At 61.6% G+C, this 20,457-nt stretch carries 19 protein-coding genes and 1 riboswitch; of the genes, 13 read left to right on the top strand and 6 right to left on the bottom strand.

Going from position 1 to position 20,457, the window contains the following annotated elements; all coding sequences use genetic code 11:
- Positions 1-31: 31 nt before the first annotated feature.
- From M8Q45_RS22125 to M8Q45_RS22100, 6 genes are all read left to right on the top strand, one after another.
- Positions 32-1,465 carry a PIG-L deacetylase family protein gene (locus tag M8Q45_RS22125; protein ID WP_249876394.1) on the top strand — a complete coding sequence of 478 codons (1,434 nt, stop codon included), beginning with the start codon at positions 32-34 and terminating at the stop codon, positions 1,463-1,465.
- Between the two features lie 80 nt (positions 1,466-1,545).
- Positions 1,546-2,145 (top strand): adenylyl-sulfate kinase, encoded by a 600-nt coding sequence (gene cysC / locus M8Q45_RS22120; RefSeq protein ID WP_249876393.1) that lies wholly within the window; start codon positions 1,546-1,548, stop codon positions 2,143-2,145.
- Between the two features lie 97 nt (positions 2,146-2,242).
- Entirely contained in the window at positions 2,243-3,664 is a 1,422-nt protein-coding gene (gene hldE / locus M8Q45_RS22115) for a bifunctional D-glycero-beta-D-manno-heptose-7-phosphate kinase/D-glycero-beta-D-manno-heptose 1-phosphate adenylyltransferase HldE (protein ID WP_181290960.1), read from the top strand.
- A 102-nt stretch (positions 3,665-3,766) separates the two neighbouring features.
- Entirely contained in the window at positions 3,767-4,741 is a 975-nt protein-coding gene (locus M8Q45_RS22110) for a glycosyltransferase family protein (RefSeq protein ID WP_249876392.1), read from the top strand.
- A 5-nt stretch (positions 4,742-4,746) separates the two neighbouring features.
- Complete coding sequence (locus tag M8Q45_RS22105) at positions 4,747-5,451, top strand: hypothetical protein (RefSeq protein ID WP_249876391.1); 705 nt, start codon at positions 4,747-4,749, stop codon at positions 5,449-5,451.
- 72 nt (positions 5,452-5,523) lie between these two features.
- Positions 5,524-6,330, top strand: a complete 807-nt coding sequence (locus tag M8Q45_RS22100) for a hypothetical protein (RefSeq protein WP_249876390.1) — start codon at positions 5,524-5,526, stop codon at positions 6,328-6,330.
- Between the two features lie 2 nt (positions 6,331-6,332).
- Here M8Q45_RS22100 and M8Q45_RS22095 read toward each other — a convergent pair whose 3' ends face one another.
- The 4 genes from M8Q45_RS22095 to M8Q45_RS22080 all read right to left on the bottom strand — a co-directional run bounded on the left by M8Q45_RS22095 (position 6,333) and on the right by M8Q45_RS22080 (position 9,757).
- Complete coding sequence (locus M8Q45_RS22095; protein ID WP_030140195.1) at positions 6,333-7,298, bottom strand: hypothetical protein; 966 nt, start codon at positions 7,296-7,298, stop codon at positions 6,333-6,335.
- Positions 7,299-7,331: 33 nt separating this feature from the next.
- Positions 7,332-8,144, bottom strand: a complete 813-nt coding sequence (locus M8Q45_RS22090) for an aldo/keto reductase (RefSeq protein WP_249876389.1) — start codon at positions 8,142-8,144, stop codon at positions 7,332-7,334.
- Positions 8,141-9,316: an NAD(P)/FAD-dependent oxidoreductase gene (locus tag M8Q45_RS22085; protein WP_249876388.1), complete on the bottom strand. Its 1,176-nt coding sequence runs from the start codon at positions 9,314-9,316 to the stop codon at positions 8,141-8,143. The genes M8Q45_RS22090 and M8Q45_RS22085 overlap by 4 nt, the downstream gene beginning before the upstream one ends.
- A 108-nt stretch (positions 9,317-9,424) precedes the next feature.
- A complete protein-coding gene (locus M8Q45_RS22080) occupies positions 9,425-9,757 on the bottom strand; it encodes a DMT family transporter (protein WP_181290974.1) in 333 nt (110 codons plus the stop codon).
- A gap of 103 nt (positions 9,758-9,860) precedes the next feature.
- Between M8Q45_RS22080 and M8Q45_RS22075 the strand changes: the two genes are divergently transcribed.
- Positions 9,861-10,751 (top strand): LysR family transcriptional regulator, encoded by an 891-nt coding sequence (locus M8Q45_RS22075; RefSeq protein ID WP_249876387.1) that lies wholly within the window; start codon positions 9,861-9,863, stop codon positions 10,749-10,751.
- Positions 10,752-10,773: 22 nt separating this feature from the next.
- Complete coding sequence (waaA, locus tag M8Q45_RS22070; protein WP_249876386.1) at positions 10,774-12,054, top strand: lipid IV(A) 3-deoxy-D-manno-octulosonic acid transferase; 1,281 nt, start codon at positions 10,774-10,776, stop codon at positions 12,052-12,054.
- 137 nt (positions 12,055-12,191) lie between these two features.
- On the opposite strand, the gene M8Q45_RS22065 is transcribed toward waaA, so the two are convergent.
- Positions 12,192-13,631 carry a TolC family outer membrane protein gene (locus M8Q45_RS22065; RefSeq protein ID WP_249876385.1) on the bottom strand — a complete coding sequence of 480 codons (1,440 nt, stop codon included), beginning with the start codon at positions 13,629-13,631 and terminating at the stop codon, positions 12,192-12,194.
- A 156-nt stretch (positions 13,632-13,787) separates the two neighbouring features.
- Positions 13,788-13,893: riboswitch (TPP riboswitch) on the top strand.
- A gap of 161 nt (positions 13,894-14,054) precedes the next feature.
- Here M8Q45_RS22065 and thiC point away from each other — a divergent pair.
- A complete protein-coding gene (gene thiC / locus M8Q45_RS22060) occupies positions 14,055-15,944 on the top strand; it encodes a phosphomethylpyrimidine synthase ThiC (RefSeq protein WP_030140188.1) in 1,890 nt (629 codons plus the stop codon).
- Between the two features lie 171 nt (positions 15,945-16,115).
- Positions 16,116-17,408, top strand: a complete 1,293-nt coding sequence (gene cytX, locus M8Q45_RS22055) for a putative hydroxymethylpyrimidine transporter CytX (RefSeq protein ID WP_249876384.1) — start codon at positions 16,116-16,118, stop codon at positions 17,406-17,408.
- Here cytX and M8Q45_RS22050 read toward each other — a convergent pair.
- Positions 17,377-18,120, bottom strand: a complete 744-nt coding sequence (locus M8Q45_RS22050; RefSeq protein ID WP_249876383.1) for a DUF3298 domain-containing protein — start codon at positions 18,118-18,120, stop codon at positions 17,377-17,379. The two genes, cytX and M8Q45_RS22050, sit on opposite strands and share 32 nt — an antisense overlap.
- Before the next feature lie 214 nt (positions 18,121-18,334).
- Between M8Q45_RS22050 and M8Q45_RS22045 the strand changes: the two genes are divergently transcribed.
- The 3 genes from M8Q45_RS22045 to cpdA all read left to right on the top strand — a co-directional run bounded on the left by M8Q45_RS22045 (position 18,335) and on the right by cpdA (position 20,322).
- Positions 18,335-18,952 carry an NUDIX domain-containing protein gene (locus M8Q45_RS22045; RefSeq protein WP_030140185.1) on the top strand — a complete coding sequence of 206 codons (618 nt, stop codon included), beginning with the start codon at positions 18,335-18,337 and terminating at the stop codon, positions 18,950-18,952.
- The gene (locus M8Q45_RS22040; protein WP_024618006.1) at positions 18,943-19,395 is read left to right on the top strand and encodes a DUF1249 domain-containing protein; all 453 of its coding nucleotides are present in this window, start codon (positions 18,943-18,945) and stop codon (positions 19,393-19,395) included. Before M8Q45_RS22045 ends, M8Q45_RS22040 begins: the two co-directional genes overlap by 10 nt.
- Before the next feature lie 111 nt (positions 19,396-19,506).
- Complete coding sequence (cpdA, locus tag M8Q45_RS22035; RefSeq protein WP_249876382.1) at positions 19,507-20,322, top strand: 3',5'-cyclic-AMP phosphodiesterase; 816 nt, start codon at positions 19,507-19,509, stop codon at positions 20,320-20,322.
- The last annotated feature ends 135 nt before the right edge of the window (positions 20,323-20,457 follow it).

Raw genomic sequence — 20,457 nt, 5'->3', positions numbered from 1 at the left:
AGACACAACCCATGAGCGAGAGAGACAAACCGTGAGCGCACGCAAGCAGCAATTGCTAAAACGTCATCGTCAACGCAAGCGCCTGCTGCTGGTTGGAGTATTGTTGGCAGCGTTGCTGCTTGGCTATACGGTGTCGTGGTGGTCGCTCGTGGTGTTTCTTGTGGTGGGCTGGGTTGCGCACGAGGCCTGGCTCTCCGACCATCTGTTCTATGCCCCCGGTGACGACTATCGCTATGAGTTTCCGGCGGGCACTCCGCAATTTCCTGTCACGCTGAGGGACGGCTGCCTGCAAGTCGCGGGAGCGTTCGATACTCATCAGACATTGGTCTTGCAGGTACGGGTCAAAAGCAGCTGGTTGGGGCATTTTCTTGATCCCCAGGTTCTGATCGGGGATGACCGTCAGGACTTGGAGAGGGGGGTTGGCGCAGAGCGTTTTCTCAACCTGACCGGGCAAGGGCAGGCACTGGCGTCCGGAACCCTGGCGCTACGTGGCCGTTTTTGCAGGGTTGCGCCACAGGCGACGTTGCATGTCCTGAGCAACCCGGATTTCGCACAGCAGCGTTTGCTGATCGTCGCACCACATGCCGACGATGCCGAACTGGCGGCCTTCGGGCTGTATAGCCGCGCGCCAGAGGTCGCTATCGTTACGCTCACCCAAGGAGAGATCGAGGCTGAGCGTTATCGCGATATGGGCCTGGACCCTGCGCAAGCCGCTCGTCTCAAGGGGCGCTTGCGCAGTTGGGACAGCCTGGCGGTGCCTTTATGGGGCGGGGTGGCGCAACAGCAATGTGTTCAGCTGGGCTACTACTGCCTGCAATTGGACGCCATGGCGAAGGCGCCGACCCAGAGCTTCGGTTCGCTGGAGTCGGGCGAGAACGATATCCGCGAAGTCCGTCGATTCAATGCCCTGAGCCTGCCGGGTGACGTTGATGGCATGCCCACATGGCGTAACCTGGTGGCCGACCTGACTCACCTGCTCGAACATCATCGACCCGAGGTGGTCCTCACGCCGCATCCAGAGCTGGACCCCCACAGCGACCACATCGCGGGCACGCGGGCGTTGATGGAGGCGATCGAACTCAGCGCCTGGCGGCCGCAAACATTACTGTTCTATGCCAACCACCTGCACGACAACGACCGTTGGCCGATGGGCCCTGCGGGTTATGGCATCGCGCTGCCACCCGCCATCGAGCCTTTGCCGGCCGATGGGTTGTGGAGCCCTTTGCTGGATGCTTCCGTGCGCATGGACAAGGCTATGGCCCTGGGTATGCAACATGACCTGCAGGGCCGTCCTCCGTTCAAGCGCCGCTTGCGCCGCGCCATCCAGCGGCTGCTAGCCGGGCGCCGCTGGCCTCGTACCGGAGAGGACGAGTTCTTTCGAAAGTCGGTTCGCCGGCACGAACTCTTCTGGGTCCGGCGTTTGGGTATGCCACCGCAGGATGACGGCCAGGCCCGCCGCCCCTGATTCGTTGAGCTGGCGGAATTGGCCTGTGCTTTACTTCTGAGCAATCGGTAAGCATGGGAGGTGCTTGATTCATGGAAAGAATGTCAAAAGCGGCATCCATCGAAAAACAGAACCCGGCTCACGCGTTGACGATCTCCCCGCAGGCTCGGGCCGCGATCAAATTTCAACAACCGCGATGCATCTGGTTGACTGGCCTTTCCGGGGCGGGGAAGTCGACCCTGGCCAATGCATTGGATGTGCGGCTGCACGAGCAGGGCTTTCACACCTGCCTGCTTGATGGTGACAACCTGCGCCGGGGGTTGTGCAGCGACCTTGGCATGACGCCTGAAGCGCGCAAGGAAAATATCCGACGCATCGCCGAAGTCGCGCGGCTGATGGTGGACGCCGGGCTGGTTGTGATTGTCGCGGCCATTTCGCCCTATCGAGCCGATCGTGAGGCCGCGCGACATTTGTTTCCTGAGGGATCCTTCTTTGAGGTCTACGTCAGCACCCCCTTCGAGGTGTGCGCGCGGCGTGACCCCAAGGGCCTCTATCGAGAGGCGCGTGCCGGACGGCTGAAAAATTTTACTGGCCTCGACAGCCCATACGAAGCTCCGCTGGCCCCTGATTGCGATATCGACACCGGCGACCTGGAACTGAGCGAGGCTTGCGAGCGGTTATGGGCATCGGTACAGCCCTGACCCAACAATCTGTCACATCCGGCTACAGCCATGGACGAGCCTTCTCCAGCCCTGTGCTAATATCCCCGCCCTGTTCATTTTGTATGTGGAATGCTCCATGAAGTTGTCCATGCCGCGATTCGATCAAGCCCCTGTATTGGTGGTCGGCGATGTCATGCTCGACCGCTACTGGCATGGCGGTACATCACGGATTTCCCCCGAGGCCCCGGTACCGGTGGTCAGGGTCGAGCACATCGAGGATCGCCCCGGCGGTGCCGCCAACGTTGCCCTGAACATCGCCGCACTCGGCGCTCCGGCGTCGCTGGTGGGCGTGACCGGCGATGACGAGGCCGCCGACAGCCTGGCCAACAGCCTCAAGGGCGCGGGTGTTCGGGCGATTTTCCAGCGCATTGCGCATCAGCCAACCATCGTCAAGCTCCGAGTCATCAGCCGTCACCAGCAATTGCTGCGCATCGATTTCGAAGAACCGTTCGCCACCGATCCGCTGTCCCTCGGTGCCGAGGTCGATAATCTGCTCGAAGGGATCAAGGTCCTGGTGTTGTCGGACTATGGCAAAGGTGCGTTGAAGAACCATCAGGTGCTGATCCAGGCTGCTCGTGCCCGTGGCATTCCGGTGCTGGCAGACCCCAAGGGCAAGGACTTTTCCATCTACCGTGGCGCCAGCCTGATCACGCCGAACCTCAGCGAATTCGAAACCATCGTCGGCGGTTGCGCTGATGAACACGAGTTGGTGAGCAAGGGTGCACAGTTGATGCACGACCTTGAACTGGGGGCGTTGCTGGTCACCCGAGGCGAGCATGGCATGACGCTGCTACGGCCTGATCACCCGGCCCTGCATTTGCCGGCCCGAGCCCGTGAAGTGTTTGACGTGACGGGCGCCGGAGACACCGTGATTTCCACGCTCGCAGCGGCCATCGCCGCTGGCGAAGAACTGCCTCACGCAGTAGCCCTGGCGAACCTGGCAGCCGGTATCGTCGTCGGCAAGCTCGGTACGGCGGCCATCAGCGCTCCCGAGTTGCGTCGTGCCATCCAGCGGGAAGAGGGCTCCGAGCGGGGCGTATTGGGCCTGGAGCAACTGCTGCTGGCGGTTGACGACGCCCGTGCCCACAACGAAAGAATCGTGTTCACCAACGGTTGCTTCGATATTCTCCATGCAGGCCACGTGACCTATCTCGAACAAGCCAGGGCACAGGGCGATCGCCTGATCGTCGCGGTCAATGACGATGCATCCGTGAGTCGCCTGAAGGGGCCGGGGCGCCCAATCAACAGCGTCGACCGACGTATGGCAGTCCTGGCCGGCCTTGGCGCGGTGGACTGGGTGATCAGCTTCAGCGAAGGCACGCCGGAAAACCTGCTGTCCCAGGTCAAGCCAGATGTGCTGGTCAAGGGCGGTGACTATGGGATTGATCAAGTCGTGGGTGCGAATATCGTCACGGCCTACGGTGGCACCGTGAAGGTATTGGGGCTGGTGGAAAACAGTTCGACAACAGCTATTGTCGAGAAGATTCGCAGCCGCTGAATCTTCTTGCCTTCGGGGAGGTCCTACATGGCAAGTTTCTACCTTTGGGGGGTCGAGCTTGCCCACCGACTCTGGTTGTTTCGGTCGGTGGCTAATTAACTTATGAAAGTCATGCTTCTGGTGATGGCTGAACAGCGTGTGATTCTCGACCGCCTGTATCAGGTCGTGCAGGAAAACTGCAATGACTGCACCGTCTATCGCTTGACCAAGCAGCAACAAAAGAAGCTTGGCCGATTCCTTGTCTCGGTCAATTATCAAGATTTCGACCGGGTGGTGGTCTTTTCGCGGGTCAAACGCCTCGCCCCGCAGTTGAGCGTATTGAAGTGCATTCCGGGACTGATCTTCCTTGAACACGACGCTTATCAGAACTACATGCGCGAAAGTAAATACTACGGCGTCTATTCACGCCTGTATCGCCGCTTGCCCAGTTGCCGTGCCTTGGTGTCAGGGGCGCTGGTGGCCCGCCGGATGCAAGCCGAGAACATCGATGCTGTGTTCGTTTCCAAAGGTTATGACGAACAGATGCTGCATAACACCGGCAGCGTACGCGATATTCCCGTTGGTTTTCTCGGCAGCCTCAAAAGCACTGAATATGCGCGACGCCGAGCGTTGCTTGAAGCCTTGGCTCAACGCACCGGTATGTTGGTAACGCGTACTCAGTCAGGTCGCGAATATCTGGAAACGCTCAATCGCATCAAGATTTTTGTCAGCGCCGACCTGGGCATGGGGGAGTTCATGATCAAGAACTTCGAGGCCATGGCCTGTGGTTGCGTGCTGTTGGCTTGGAGCCAGGGCGAGGAAGACCGATTGCTGGGCTTCGAGGACATGGAAAACACCGTCTTCTATCGCTCCGAAGAGGAGGCGGTGCAGAAGCTCGAGATGCTGCAGCGCGATCCGGAACTGGCCGCGCGAATCGCCCGAAATGGCCAGGCCTTTGCCGAGTGTCGCTATTCGTTTGCGCGCGTCGGGCGGGTCTTGGCCGAGGAAATCCAGCGTGATATGCGTCCCTGGCAAGCCCCCTCGGCGCTCACTCGCGGTTGGGTCAAGCTGCGCTATGGCATGAAGGTGCCGGGGTAAGCGACATGGCGGATCGCGTTCCCCGAATAAACGACGAAATGGCGCTCGACAAATTGCCTGGCGGTCATCAATCGCTGATGGGGGCCTTGCCCCAGGCGTTGAAGGATTGCCTGGAACGGGCGGCGCGGGTGGTGCTGGTGGCGAATAACCCAGCCATCACCGCGGCTGACTTCCAGGCACTCGACATCGGCAGTGACGACGTGGTCGTGACGTTCAATACCTGCGTGAAGTCGGCACTGCTCAGTCCGCACAGCGTTAATGTGTTCGTCCATGGCTTCAATGCCCCCGACGCCTATTTCTTCGGCCTGCCCTACAACGCCGAGGTGCAGCGATTGTTCGGCTTGCCCGACGCACGTTGTTTCACAATGTTGGTGGGGTGCACCGGGAATATGTCGCCACTGCCGGGCGTGACCTTGTATTGGGAGCGCATGCCATTACCCCCTTTGTGGAACTACCCGGTCGACCGGGAGGGTGGCAAGCGCTATGTCGGTCCTTCGACGGGCTTCAACGCACTGGTGCTGTTCGATTGGTTGCGCGGCCATGCGGGTTATAACTATCAAATCTTCACCTTGGGTTTCTCCAACGAAGCGGGAAAGTTCTGGAGCGGGCACGCTTGGGAGTACGAGCGACAGTGGCTGCTCGGGGCCGATGTAACCGTTGTGCCGTTGCAACGCTGCCGTTGGTGGCAAAGGTGGTTTCGTCGCCCTTGAGTCGCATTGGCATGTTGAGTTGCTTGATGCGATGCCGCCGGGCAATTCTTTTTAACGACAAGGGCAGGACGCGTGTTGAAAGTTGCGCTGGCTTTTTTTGGTATTCCGAGAAACTCGGAAATCTGTTTCCCCTCCATTCAAGAAAACGTCCTGGCACAGATTCCTGCCGGGAGCGAAGTGCAGTGTTTTTATCACCTGTACAAAATTGATGAAATCCGCAACCCGCGCTCGGGGGAGCAAGGTGAACTGAAAGCGGACAACTATGTACCGTTCACCACCATGACCGGTCGCCTGGAGTCCACCGAAGGGGTCCTGGAGCGTTGGGACTTCGAACGGGTCAAGGCCTTGGGCGATACTTGGGGAGATGAGCATGCTTCGCTCAGGAATCTGATCTACCAGCTCAATTCCTTGAATGCGGTGACGGCCATGATGGAACCGTTCGATCCGGATTTCGTCGTGTTTGTGCGTCCCGACAACTTTTACCATACAGCGCTGCCCGCCTATATTTTTGCCCACCCCGACGCGCGCCGATTGAATGCCTACATACCGGATTGGCAATGGTGGGGGGGCTTGAACGACCGTTTCGCTATTTGCGGGCGCGATGCCTACCGGGCCTATGGCAAGCGGATCGAGCGCATTTTCGATTTTTGCGAGGCTACGGGCAGGAAACTGCATTCCGAACGGCTACTCAAATACGCGTTGCAACAAGCTCAGGTGAAAGTTTGCACACTGGCGACCACGGCATCACGGGTACGAATCGATGGAGCCTTCGCCGAAGAATCATTCTCGCCCAAGCGCGGCATGGGTAAACGAGAGAATCGTTATTTCCACCTGTTTGCGCAGTGGCGCACGTATTGGGATAAACGACGCTCCGCTTGACGTTATTTATGCAGCGTCCCGCGAACCATGCGCATCAGGCCCATGGCCTTTTTGTGCAAGTTGGTCAGGCCTTGGCGACGAGGCGTGTGCACTTCCAAGCCCTGCTTCACGAGCCAATCCTTCCAGCGGATGCGTTCGTCGCGGACCACCCAACCCTCTTGGCTGGCGAAGCTTTCGGCCAAGTGCAGGCCCCGGGTGCTTGCCGCAACCAGACGATCACGTTTAAGGGTGTAGAGCTCACCGATCGGCTTGCCGTTTTCAAGTGGCATCAGGTACAGGTCGGGGCGCTTGCGGTCCAGGCGCGCTACCAGCTGATCGCCCTCCAATCGTTCATCGACATGGAACAGGCTCAGGGACTTGGCTTCCTTGGGCACGTCCAGGCGCAAGTCATAAATCAATTGCAGCGATGCCGTCGGCAAATGCACATAGGCCCGTGGGCGTTCGATCAGTTGCAGGTTGGCGCAGCGCACCGGGCGGGCCGAACCGGATAGCGGAGCCAGGCGAAACGGCAAGGCTTCGCGATAATGCAGGGCGCTCGAATAAGGCGCGGGCAGCCAGGTGTCGTTGAAGCGTCCGCCGAGCCAACCTTCCGGTGTTTCCAGCAGGCATTCTTCGGCTATTTCGTTGATGGCGGTGAGCAGCGGCAGATTCAATTCATGGGCCGGGACGTAACCGGAGATCAGCTTGAGTACCACGTCGCCGCGATCCTGGCGACGCTGGCGCACCAGTACCCAATATTCACGGTTCTGCCAATGCAAGGTCAGGCGCACCGAGACGCCCAGGTTCGCCAGTTCGAGGGAAAAACGTTCCGCATCGGCCACCGCCACAGGGCGGCGACGCTGTAAGGTCTGGGCGAAATTCAACGGCATTCCGATGCTCTGGTAAGTCAGGCCTTCGGGTGTCGCTTCGACGAATAGGGGCAGGGTCTTGAAGTTGCTTGGATTTTTCCTGATGAGCGTACGCGGCATGTCAGCTCCTGCTTGATGCCGCGCAGGGCGGCTTCAGTTTTGACGTAGGACGTTGGCTACGGTCGCAACGTTATGGGCGAGGTGCAGCGGATCAATGGTGCCGACAATAGCACTGGCAACCCCCGGATGCTCGAACAACAGTTCGAAGCTGGCACGGATCGGGTCCTCTCCGGGGCTCAGGCAGACGTGGCCGCTGGCCAGGGCTTTTTTCACCAGGATCGCCTTGCCGTGCTCGCTTGCGTAGTCAATGACAGCCTTTTCGCTTCGTTCGTTCAGATTGTAGGTGACCATCGCGCAGTCGCCTTGCTCCAGGGCTTTCAAGCCACCGTCGACGGTCTTGCCGGAAAAACCGAAACCACCGATCTTGCCCTCGCGCTTGAGTGCCGCCAGGGTCGGATAGACCTCGCTGTCGTTGAGGATCGACAGATCATTACCGTCCGAATGCACCAGCACCAGGTCGATGTAGTCCGTTTCCAGGCGCTTGAGGCTGCGTTCCACCGAGAACCGCGTATGGCTGGCGCTGAAGTCATGGCGCGATTGGCCGTCGCTGAATTCCTCGCCGACCTTGCTGACAATCACCCAGTCCTGACGCTGGCCGCGCAGCAGCGGGCCGAGGCGCTCTTCGCTGCGGCCATAGGCCGGCGCGGTGTCGATCAGGTTGATGCCCAGGTCGCGCGCCAGCTTGAGCAACATGCGCGCTTCGTCGTCATCGGGGATGCGAAAACCGTTGGGGTATTTGACGCCCTGGTCGCGGCCGAGCTTGACCGTGCCCAGGCCCAGGGGCGACACCGTCGGGCCGTTGTGGCCCAGCGGACGATGCAAGTCATGCAGGGTCGGTTGGCTCATGGCAACAGTTGCTCCCAGGCCGGTATGCCCATCGGCGGTTTCGGCAGGTCCGGCAACGGGGCTGCTTGACTCGGCTGGATGCCGTCGCGTTGCAGCGCTGCGATCACCCGGTCGGAAAAGTCCGGGGCCAGTGCCAACTTGGTCGGCCAGCCCACCAAGAGGCGATCCTGTTCGGCAACGAAGGCATTGTCGGGGCGGGTCAGGCCCGATTGCAGAGGTTCGGCGCGAGCGACTCGCAACGTGGCCCATTGCGCGGTGCTGAGGTCGATCCACGGCAGCAGTTGGCCGAGTTCCTTCTGGGCGACGGCAATCTGCGCGGCAGGTTCACGGGCGACGGCGTCGCCTTCGGCGAGGTCGCCCCCCAGGTACCAGACCCATTGGCCGTCAGCGGCGGGATGGGTGGTCACGGTGACGCGCGGCTTCGGTCCGCCGCCCAGGCAATGGGCATACAGCGGCTTGAGGCCCGGCCCTTTGGCCAGGACCATGTGCAGCGGTCGGGTCTGCATGGCCGGCTGGTCCAGGCCCAGGGCTTTGAGGAGGTCAGCGGTGCCACCGCCGGCACTGAGGACGATGCGCTGGGCGCGGATCTCGCGACCGTCGACCTTCAGCCCGACCAACGCGCCTTCTTCATGCAGCGGCTCGATATGCTGGCCGGCCAGCAGGCTGTCACCGGCCAGTTCCGCCAGGCGGGCGATCAGGCTGGGGACGTCCACAACCAATTCGGACAGGCGATAGACCTTGCCCTTGAAGCGCTTGTCTTGCAGGGCGGGCGGCAGTTGCTCGCCCTTGACCTGGTCAACGCGTCCGCGCACAGCCTTGCTGGCGAAGAAACTGGTGAGGTTGCCGGCCAGGGTACCGGGGGACCAGAGGTAATGGGCATCGGACAGCATGCGCACACCCGCCAGGTCCAGCTCGCCATCACCCTTCAAGGCCTCGCGCCAGCGGCGTGGCATGTCGGCGATGGCTTCCGAGGCGCCGGTCAGGGCGCCATGCAAGGCGTACTTGGCGCCGCCATGGATGATGCCCTGGGATTTGACACTCTGCCCGCCGCCGAGGCTGGCGCTTTCCACCAGCACGGTTGAAAACCCCTGGCGGCGCAAGCGCGCGTTCAGCCAGAGGCCGGCGACGCCTGCGCCGACAATCAGAACGTCGGTGGAAATAACGGATGGCATGAGCGACCTCGGAGAGAATGAAGCGGCAAGTTTCAAGCTTCAAGCTTCAAGTTACAAGCGAGAGGGTATCGCTTTGCTTGCAGCTTAAAGCTTGGAGCTTGCGCTGCTTTAATGTCCTGCAGTCTTCGAAAACAGCTGGATCACCACCACCCCCAACACGATCAACGCCATTCCCAGCATCGCCGGCACGTCCAGTTTCTGCCCATAGATAAACAGCGCCGCGACGCTGACCATGACGATCCCCAGGCCGGCCCAGACCGCATAGGCCACGCCCACCGGAACGGTGCGCACCACCAGCGTCAGCATCCAGAACGCAGTGCCGTAGCCGACGATGACCAGCAGCAAGGGCAGTGGCGCGCTGAGGCCCTTGATCGCTTTCATCGACACGGTGGCGATGACTTCGGCGCAGATGGCAATGGCGAGGTAGTAGTAGGCGTTCATGAGCGAATCCTCTGTGACTGTTGCGTCGTTCGATGGCCCCATTCTAGGGATTGGGCAGATGCGGTAAAGTCATTACCTATCTGTAATCGAGATAGGTTGCGCCATGAATACTCAATGGAATCTGGAACAACTGCGGCTGTTCGTCGGTGTCGCCGAGAAGCGTTCGTTCTCCGCCGTGGCCCGGGATCAGCGCAAGGCCCAGTCAGCCATCAGCAGCGCGATTGCGATGTTGGAAGACGACTTGGGGGTGAGCCTGTTCGAGCGCAGCAGCGGTCGTCAGCCCAAGCTCACCGACGCGGGCGTGGCGCTGCTTGAGGAGGCCCGGGAAGTGTTGCGCCAATGCGAGCGCCTCAACGGCCGTGCCCTGGCCTTGATGCGTGGGCAGGAAGCGTCGCTGCGCCTGGCCCAGGACGAAGCCATGCCCTATCAGCCCGTCATCGACAGCCTGGCGGCGCTGGCCGAACGATTCCCCACGCTTGAAGTACAACTGGCCAGCGCCGCCCAAGGCGATGTGGCGCGCAAACTGGTGGAGCGTCGCGCGGACCTCGGGTTGTTGTTCTATCACGACCAGATCCCCGAGGCGTTGGAGCGCCGGGTGCTGGGCAGCGTAGAGATGGTCACGGTGTGCGGCCGGGATCATCCGCTGGCAAACCACGATTATGTGTCCTGCCTGGAAATGGCCCGGCACCGGCAGTTGCTGATGGCGACCCAATCCAGCGTCTATCCCGGCAGCGAGCAGGCCAGCCCGCAGGTCTGGCGCGCTGACAGTTTCTACGTGCTGGCCGAGTGGTTGAGAAGTGGCCTGGGCTGGGCCTGGTTGCCCCGGCACGTTGTGCAATACCCGGCGTACCTGGGGGATATGGTCGAACTCAACAGCGAATGGACCCCGCCGGCCCTGGTGGTCGAGCTGGTCTGGCGCCGTGACGAACCCCTTGGCCCCGCCGCCCGGTGGCTGGCGGAGCGTTTTGCCGTGCAGTTGCAGGCGATCGGCTGAAAAACCGATAAACTCCGCCGCCATGAACAGAATTCTCTATAGCGCGTTGTTTTACTTGGGGCTGCCACTGGTAGCGATTCGGCTGTGGCTGCGGGCTCGCAAGGCGCCGGCGTATGCGCGGCGTATCGGCGAGCGGTTCTCGTGGGGCTTGCCGGCGATGGTGCCGGGCGGCATCTGGGTCCATGCGGTGTCGGTGGGCGAAAGCATCGCCGCCGCGCCGATGATTCGCGCGTTATTGCAACGTTATCCACAGCTGCCCATTACCGTGACATGCATGACGCCCACCGGTTCGGAGCGGATCAAGGCGTTGTTTGCCAATGAACCGCGCATCCAGCATTGCTACCTGCCTTATGACTTGCCGTGCGCGGCCAAGCGTTTCCTGGACCGGGTCCGGCCGAAACTGGCGGTGATCATGGAAACCGAACTGTGGCCCAATCACATCCATCAATGCACCCGGCGCGGCATTCCCGTGGCGTTGGCGAATGCGCGGTTGTCGGAGCGTTCGGCGCGCGGTTATGCGCGTTTTCCCAAGTTGACCCGGCCGATGCTCGCCGAGATGAACCTGTTCGCGGTGCAGACCGAAGCCGAGGCCGAGCGTTTTCGCCAGCTCGGCGCCAGGGCGGAAACCGTCGAGGTCACTGGCTCGATCAAGTTCGACCTGACCATCGACCCGCAATTGCTCGAAAGCGCCAGCGCCTTGCGCCGTCAATGGCAAGCGGTGGAGCGCCCGGTGTGGATCGCCGCCAGTACCCATGAGGGTGAAGACGAAGTGGTGCTGGCTGCCCACCGGCGATTGCTCGACAGCTATCCCGATGCGTTGCTGATCCTGGTGCCGCGTCATCCGGAGCGATTCGATTCAGTGGCGCAATTGTGCGAGCGCGAGGCTTTCGCCACGGTCCGGCGCTCCAGTGCTCAACCGGTCGGCCCGCAGACCTCGGTATTGCTGGGCGACACCATGGGTGAACTGCTGTTTCTCTATGCGTTGGCCGACAGTGCGTTTGTCGGCGGCAGCCTGGTGCCCAACGGCGGGCACAACCTGCTCGAACCGGCGGCGCTGGCGAAACCGGCGCTCAGCGGGCCGCACCTGTTCAATTTTCTCGAAATCGCCGCGCAGCTGCGTGCGGCCGGGGCGCTGGCGGAAGTGGAAGATGCCGAAAGCCTGGCCCTGGCGGTGCAGCGCCTGTTCGAACTGCCTCGGGATGCCCAGCGCATGGCCGAGGCGGGATTGGCGGTGATGCGCCGCAACCAGGGTGCGTTGCAGCGATTGCTGGATGGGTTAGGGCGGTTGCTTGCCACACACTAATCGCTGGCCTGGCCCGTAGGAGCTGCCGAAGGCTGCGATCTTTTGATCTTTTGATCTTTCGCTTGGGACTCAAGTGTCTGGGGAAAGATCGCAGCCTCGTTGCACTCGGCAGCTCCTACGCAGCTCCTACGCAGCTCCTACGGCGCCGGCCGCGAGCGCAACTGCTGTGCGGCAGCCTGTGCCAGGTCCGGTGGCAGGAAGTCCTTGTCCGGGTTGTAGTCGGGCTTGAGGTAGCGGGACAGGGCTTGCAAATCTTCCGGGCTCAACGTCCCGGCGGCTTGCTTGAGACGCAGGTTGTCCAGGATGTAGTCATAGCGGGCGTTGTTGTAGTCGCGCACCGAGGTGTACAGCTGGCGCTGGGCGTCGAGCACGTCGACGATGTTGCGGGTGCCCACCTGATAGCCTATCTCCGTAGCGTCCACCGCGCTCTGGTTGGAGATGATCGACTGGCGCCGGGCCTGGACCTGCTCCACATCGGTGTTCACCGCGCGGTGCAGGTTGCGGGTGTTTTCCACCACCTGCCGGCGCAGGCCTTCGCGCTGCTGCTCGGTCTGGGTGAGTTGCGAGTAGGACTCGCGCACCTGGGAGCTGGTCAGTCCGCCGCTGTAGATCGGGATACTCAATTGCAGGCCGATGGTGCGTTGCTCCGCGTCGCCACCGTAGCGCTGGCCGGTGGGGCTCGGGTTGGTGAAGCCGAGGCCGTCGTTGTCGCCTTTGCGGTACTGGGCGATTGCATCGAGGGTCGGCGCGTGGCCGGCCTTGCGCTGGCGCACGGTGTCTTCGGCGGCATCGACGGCGTAGTTGCTGGCCAGCAGGTTGAGGTTTTGCTTGGCGGCGGTGTCGACCCAGGCCTTGGCGTCGTTCGGCGCCGGCGGCAGGATCGGCAGGGTGTGGACGACGCCCTGGATCGAATTGTACTGGCGGTTGGTCAGGGTGATCAGCGCTTCGAAGGCGTCTTCGACCTGGCGCTGGGCGATGATCCGGTTGGCCCGCGCGGTATCGTAGCTGGCCTGGGATTGCAGCACGTCGGTCTTGTCCGACAGGCCCACGTCGAAACGTTCGTTGGACTGGTCGAGCTGGCGCTTGAACGCGGCTTCCTCGGCCTTGGTCGAGGCCAGGTTGTCCTGGCTGCGCAGCACGTTGAAATAGGCTTCGGCGCTTTGCAGGATCAGGTTCTGTTCGGTGGCGGACAGTTGCAGCGACGCTTGTTCGTTGACCGATTTGGCCGCCTGCAGCTGGAACCAGCGGTCGGCGCGGAAGATCGGCTGGGACAGCGTGGCCTGGTAGACCGTGGAGCTGCGCGTGGCGGTCATCGCCGGTTGGTCGAGCTCGGTGCGGGTGTTGTTCAGGTCGGCGCCGGCCGACAGGTTGGGCAGCAGCCCGGCACGGGCCTGGGGCACCACTTCCTTCTGGGCGCCATATTGGGCGCGGGCGGCGGCCAGGTCAGCGTTGTTGTCCACCGCTTCCTGGTACACGCTGACCAGATCGGTCCTGTTGGATAACGGCGCTTCGGCGGCCCAGGCCATTCCATTGGACGCACAAGACACGGCAAGGGCCAGTGAGAGTTTGCGCAGCATGAGGCGATCCCTACGTTCAAATTGAATGCGCATAACAGGCGCGCGGCGTAGCGAGTGTAGTTGCGCCTACGCACGGCAACAATCCTGTATTTGCGCCATTCATCACGGCTTTTGCCCGGGCGATGGCGTTCTGCGCCGGTTGTGTCTAGACTGGCCGGGTTCTTGTCGGGGTGCCTTGCTATGAGGCTGAGATCGAATAATTTCGGATCCCGTTGAACCTGATCAGGTTAGCGCCTGCGTAGGGAACAAGATTTCTCGTCTCCCGGCGAGTCCTCTTGTGCTTCGTCCGGGATGTCGTTCGACCCTTGAACGCACTCGAGCAGCAAGCACAGCGTCCGCACTTTCGTGCAGGGACGCGTCCATTCGTTACAGGTTCGCTCCGACAAAAATCCACTGCCTGGATGTGTGTCTGGAGAGCCCGTGATGACGACAAAATCAAAAAACGCGACCAACCTCAGTGAATCGGCCCAGGTCGATCAGCAATCGGTTCAGCCCTTTACCCGCTCGCAAAAAATCTATGTCCAGGGCAGCCGCCCGGATATCCGCGTGCCCATGCGCGAAATCAGCCTCGACGTGACCCCCACCGACTTCGGGGGCGAAATCAACGCCCCGGTAGTGGTGTACGACACTTCGGGCCCGTACACCGACCCGAACGTGATCATCGATGTGCGCAAAGGCCTGGCCGACGTGCGCTCGCCGTGGATCGAAGCCCGTGGCGACACCGAGCGCCTGGCGGGCCTGAGTTCCAACTTCGGCCAGGAGCGCCTGGCCGACCCCGAGCTGACCCAGCTGCGCTTTGCCCACGTGAACAATCCGCGTCGCGCCAAGCCGGGTGCCAACGTCAGCCAGATGCACTACGCGCGCAAAGGCATCATCACCGCCGAGATGGAATACGTCGCCATCCGCGAAAACATGAAGCTGGAAGTGGCCCGCGCCGCCGGCCTGTTGGACCAGCAACACGCCGGCCACAGCTTCGGCGCCAGCGTGCCGAAAGTCATCACCCCGGAATTCGTGCGTGACGAAATCGCCCGTGGCCGCGCGATCATCCCGGCCAACATCAACCACACTGAACTGGAACCGATGATCATCGGCCGTAACTTCCTGGTGAAGATCAACGGCAACATCGGCAACAGCGCGCTGGGTTCGTCCATCGAAGAAGAAGTGGCAAAGCTGACCTGGGGCATTCGCTGGGGTTCGGACACGGTCATGGACCTGTCCACCGGCAAGCACATCCATGAAACCCGCGAGTGGATCATCCGCAACTCGCCGGTGCCGATCGGCACCGTGCCGATCTACCAGGCCCTGGAAAAAGTCGGCGGCGTCGCCGAGGACCTGACCTGGGAGCTGTTCCGCGACACGTTGATCGAGCAGGCCGAGCAGGGCGTCGATTACTTCACCATCCACGCCGGCGTGTTGCTGCGGTATGTGCCGATGACCGCCAAGCGCGTCACCGGTATCGTCAGCCGTGGCGGTTCGATCATGGCCAAGTGGTGCCTGGCGCACCACAAGGAAAACTTCCTCTATACCCACTTCGAAGACATCTGCGAAATCATGAAGGCCTACGACGTCAGCTTCTCGCTGGGCGATGGCCTGCGTCCGGGCTCGATTGCCGATGCCAACGACGAAGCGCAGTTCGGCGAGCTGGAAACCCTCGGCGAGCTGACCAAGATCGCCTGGAAGCACGACGTGCAATGCATGATCGAAGGCCCGGGCCACGTGCCGATGCAGTTGATCAAAGAGAACATGGACAAGCAGCTCGAGTGCTGCGACGAGGCGCCGTTCTACACCCTCGGCCCACTGACCACTGACATCGCGCCGGGCTACGATCACATCACCTCGGGCATCGGTGCGGCGATGATCGGCTGGTTCGGTTGCGCCATGCTTTGCTACGTGACGCCGAAGGAACATCTCGGCTTGCCGAACAAGGATGACGTCAAGACCGGGATCATCACCTACAAGATCGCTGCCCACGCAGCCGACCTTGCCAAGGGCCACCCGGGCGCGCAGATCCGCGACAACGCCTTGAGCAAGGCGCGTTTCGAGTTCCGCTGGGAGGACCAGTTCAACCTCGGCCTGGACCCGGACACTGCCCGCTCGTACCACGACGAAACGCTGCCGAAGGACTCGGCCAAGGTCGCGCATTTCTGCTCGATGTGCGGGCCGAAATTCTGCTCGATGAAAATCACCCAGGAAGTGCGCGAGTACGCGGCGAACCAGCGCATTGAAGCGGTGGATGTCGATGTCGCCCAGGGCTTGGCGGAGCAGGCTGAGCGGTTCAAGAAGGAAGGTAGTCAGCTTTACAAGAAAGTGTGATTTGAGCTGAAGAGGGCGGTGTTTTCACTGCCCTCATCGCGAGCAAGCTCGCTCCCACAGTGGGTTTCTGTTGTTCACAAGATTTGTGCACGCAGCAGGCCCCCTGTGGGAGCGAGCTTGCTCGCGATAGCGGCCAAAAAAACAACAAATATCCCTCTGAGATAACCACCCTTGAACATCCAACCCAGCACCTACTCCCCCGACACCGCCGTGCCCCTGGACAAACGCGTCTTCGGCGCCCGCGATCTGTTTTCCCTGTGGTTCTCCCTCGGCATCGGCCTGATGGTCTTGCAGGTCGGCGCCTTGCTCGCGCCGGGCCTGGGCCTGAGCGGTTCGTTGCTGGCGATTTTCCTTGGCACGCTGGTGGGCGTCCTGCTGCTGGCGGCGGTCGGGGTGATCGGCAGCGACACCGGCCTGTCGGCCATGGCCGCGCTCAAGCTCAGCCTGGGCAGCAAGGGCGCGAGCGTGCCGGCCGTGTTGAACCTGTTGCAACTGATTGGTTGGGGCTCGTTCGAAATCATCGTCATGCGCGATGCCGCCAGCCTGCTTGGCGCCCGGGCTTTCAGTGAAGGCAGCTTGGGCTCCAACCCACTGTTGTGGACGTTGTTCTTCGGCGCGCTGGCAACGTTGCTCGCCGTCAGCGGACCGCTGACGTTCGTGCGTAAAGTGCTGCGCAAATGGGGCATCTGGTTGCTGCTGGCGGCTTGCATCTGGTTGACCTGGAACCTCTTCGCCAAGGCCGACTTGGCGGCGCTGTGGGGCCAGGCCGGTGACGGCTCGATGTCCCTGGCGGTGGGTTTTGATATCGCCATTGCGATGCCGTTGTCCTGGCTGCCGCTGATCGCCGACTACTCGCGTTTCGGCAAGCGCGCCAAGCATGTCTTTGGCGGCACTGCCGTGGGCTTCTTCATTGGTAATTTCTGGCTGATGAGCCTGGGCGTGGCCTACACCCTGGCGTTCGCGCCGAGCGGTGAAGTCAATGCGTTGCTGCTGGCCCTGGCCGGTGCCGGGTTGGGCATCCCGCTGTTGCTGATCCTGCTCGACGAGTCGGAAAACGCCTTTGCCGACATCCACTCGGCAGCGGTATCGACGGGCATGTTGTCGGGATTGAAAGTCGAGCACCTGGCCTTGGCGATCGGCGTCATGTGCACCGTGATCGCCTGCCTCGCGCCGCTGGCGCAGTACCAGAACTTCCTGTTGCTGATCGGCTCGGTGTTCGCGCCGCTGTTCGGCGTGGTGCTGGTGGACCACTTCATCCTGCGCAAGCGCGGCAGCCAAGTGCAGTCGGCCGCGTTGCGCTGGCCGGCCTTGTTGGCCTGGTTGGGCGGGGTAAGCACTTACCACCTGCTGGCCAATTTCTACCCGGACATCGGCGCAACCCTGCCGTCGCTGATCCTGGCAGGGTTGCTGCAACTGCTGCTGGGCCGGGCCTTCAGCTACGGCCGGGAAACAGCTCGGGCTTGAGGATGCCGTTGAGGCGTGGATAGGCGATCTTCAGTTCGATGTGGCCCAGGGCATACGGCGCGATGGTGCTCACTTCGTACTTGAGGATCACCCCGCCGTAGGTCAGCGCGATGTGCGGGGTTTTCTGGAAGGACCACTGTTTCAGGAAGTCCGGTTCCTGATCCAGCTTCGTGCTGATCAGCCAACTGTTGTGGGCGACCTGGGCGGCTTTCCAGAACGCTTCTTCCTGGCCCGGCAGCAGCATGTCCGACAGCTCCAGCACCTTGTGTTGCTGGCGCGAATAATTGATGAAGCCGCGACCCGGCGTGCCATGGGCACCGCCGGTGTCCAGGTAGCTGGACAACTCGATGATCACCAAGCCGTCATGCTGCTCGCGTACCTTGGCTTGCAAATAGCTGCTGTTGCGCGGCGCGGCGCTGCGCAGGAACTGCTCGCGGTAGGCCGCCAGCGTCGGCGCCACCGGAGCGCCCGGGGTGCGGGTCAATTGCAGCAAGCGTTTCTCGATGATCCCGTCCAGCGCGGGCTCGGTGGGGAAGTGCAGGGTGTCGATGTTCACCAGCGGGCAGTCGGCACTGGCGCAGCCGGGTTGCAATTGCTCCGAGGCATCGCGAGTAGTCTCCAGCGGCGCTCGGTAATTGGGTTGGAACAGGCTTTGGCAAGCACCCAGGGTCAGGGCGATGGCGGCCAGGGAAGCAATCTTGAAAAGCGACATGGGCGTCCTTCGTGGAACAGGGAAAGGCAAAAAGTTACCCGCTTCGACTGTCAGCAGGGCAATCAGTTCGCCACTAAGCTCATTAGAGTAATTTTAAGGGCAGCCGTCCATCCCGATCACCGGAAAGGGGCTGCATCAAACGGTACGGGCGCGTTAGGATGGCGCGAAGCCGAGGTTGGAACCTCGTATTGATCCATTGCACACGAGGATTGTCATGACTGATTTCGCCAACGCCACACCGAGCACCGTGGAAATCGTCGAGCGCGAGAGCTGCTACAAGGGCTTCTACAAACTTGATCGCGTGCGCCTGCGCCACGAACTGTTCGCCGGTGGCATGAGCCGTGAAATCAGCCGTGAGCTGTTCGTTCGCCACGACGCGGTGTGCGTGTTGCCCTACGACCCGCAGCGCGATGAAGTGGTGCTCATTGAGCAGTTTCGCGTCGGCGCCATGGGCAAGAGCGCCAATCCCTGGCTGGTGGAATTGGTGGCCGGCCTGATCGACAAGGACGAGCAGCCGGAAGAAGTTGCTCATCGTGAAGCGCAGGAGGAAGCTGGGCTTGTCTTCGCCGCGCTCTGGCCGATGACTAAATATTTTCCATCGCCGGGCGGCAGTGACGAATTCGTGCATCTTTTCCTGGGGCGTTGCGACAGCACGGGGGCGGGCGGCCTGCATGGCCTGCTGGAAGAAGCTGAAGATATTCGCGTAAAGGTCTGGGCTTTCGAAGACGCCCTGCAAGCGGTGCGCGACGGGCGTATCTGCAACGCTGCCAGCATCATTGCCTTGCAATGGCTGGCCTTGAACCGTGATGAAGTGAGGGGGCTATGGTCCTGAACAAGCTGCGCGATCGTTATCGCGTCGATCTGGTGGGGTTGCAGGCTGCCTGCGAGGCCAACTACGCCCGCCTGATGCGCTTGTTGCCGGACATGCGCAATGACCCATTGCCGCGTCGCATCGCCGTGACCCACGGTGACCAGATGCTCGGCGTGCTGGCCCTCGAAGTGCTGCAGACTTGCCCGTACACCACGACTTTGCAGGTCCGCCAGGAACACAGCCTGCCATGGCTGCCGGTGCCGCAGCTGGAAGTTCAGGTCTATCACGATGCGCGCATGGCCGAGGTTGTCAGCGCCGAACATGCACGACGCTTTCGCGGCATCTATCCTTACCCCAATGCGTCAATGCACCAGCCGGATGAAAAAGCCCAGTTGAACCTGTTCCTGGGCGAGTGGCTGAGTCATTGCCTGGCGCTGGGCCACGAGTTCGAAGTCGTTCGGTAGTCGTGAACGCTGGTTGTGAACCGGTTCCGGTTCGCGGGTTTCCCCTTTCGATCTTCCCCAGCATAATTGCCGCTTCATGCAACGGCGTGATTGCGCCTGGGAGAGAGCGATTTGCCGAGCGTATCCAGCTTGACCACGACCGATGCGGCGTTGTTGGTCCAACTGTCCGACAGCCATTTGTTCGCCGAGGCCGACGCCTCGTTGCTGGGCATGAATACGCGTGACAGCTTGCGGGCGGTCGTTGACCTGGTACTCCAGCAACAACCGAATATTGACCTGATGCTCGCCACGGGCGATTTGTCCCAGGACGGCACGCTGGAATCCTACGAAGCGTTTCGACAACTGACCGCGCGAATCAATGCGCCGGCGCGGTGGATTCCGGGTAACCATGATGAGCCTCGGGTGATGCTCGAGGCGGCGGTCAAGAGCACGTTGCTCGATCCGGTGGTGGACATTGGCAATTGGCGGGTGACGATGCTCGACTCCGCCGTGCCAGGTTCGGTGCCGGGTTTTTTGGCCGAGGAGCAGTTGATCCTGTTGGCCAATGCCTTGAGCGAGGCGCCGGAGCGGCATCATCTGGTGTGTCTGCATCATCATCCGGTGTCGATTGGGTGTGCGTGGATGGAGCCGATCGGGTTGCGTAATCCTGAGGCGCTGTTTGCTGTGCTGGATCGGTTTCCGCAGGTGCGGGCGGTGCTGTGGGGGCATGTGCATCAGGAGATTGATCGGGTGCGCGAGGGGGTTCGTTTGTTGGCTTCGCCTTCGACCTGTATTCAGTTCGAGCCGGGGAGTGAGGATTTTGCGGTGGGTTCGCAGGCGCCGGGGTATCGGTGGCTGCGGCTCTTGCCGGATGGGCGGTTGGAGACGGGGGTTGAGCGGGTGGTTGGGTTTGCGTTCACCCCGGACTATGGTTCCAACGGGTATTGAGGACGACGCGGCCTGGCAGCTTGCCTATTTCTCACTGCTGTACTCCGATCCCATTGTGGGAGCGAGCTTGCTCGCGAAGGCGGCGGCACATTCAACATGGATGCAAGCTGACCCACCGCTTTCGCGAGCAGGCTC

The organism is Pseudomonas sp. T1.Ur, assembly GCF_023516725.1.
In the GTDB taxonomy this organism is placed as follows: Bacteria; Pseudomonadota; Gammaproteobacteria; order Pseudomonadales; family Pseudomonadaceae; genus Aquipseudomonas; species Aquipseudomonas alvandae.
This window is presented reverse-complemented; position numbering and strand designations above follow the sequence as displayed.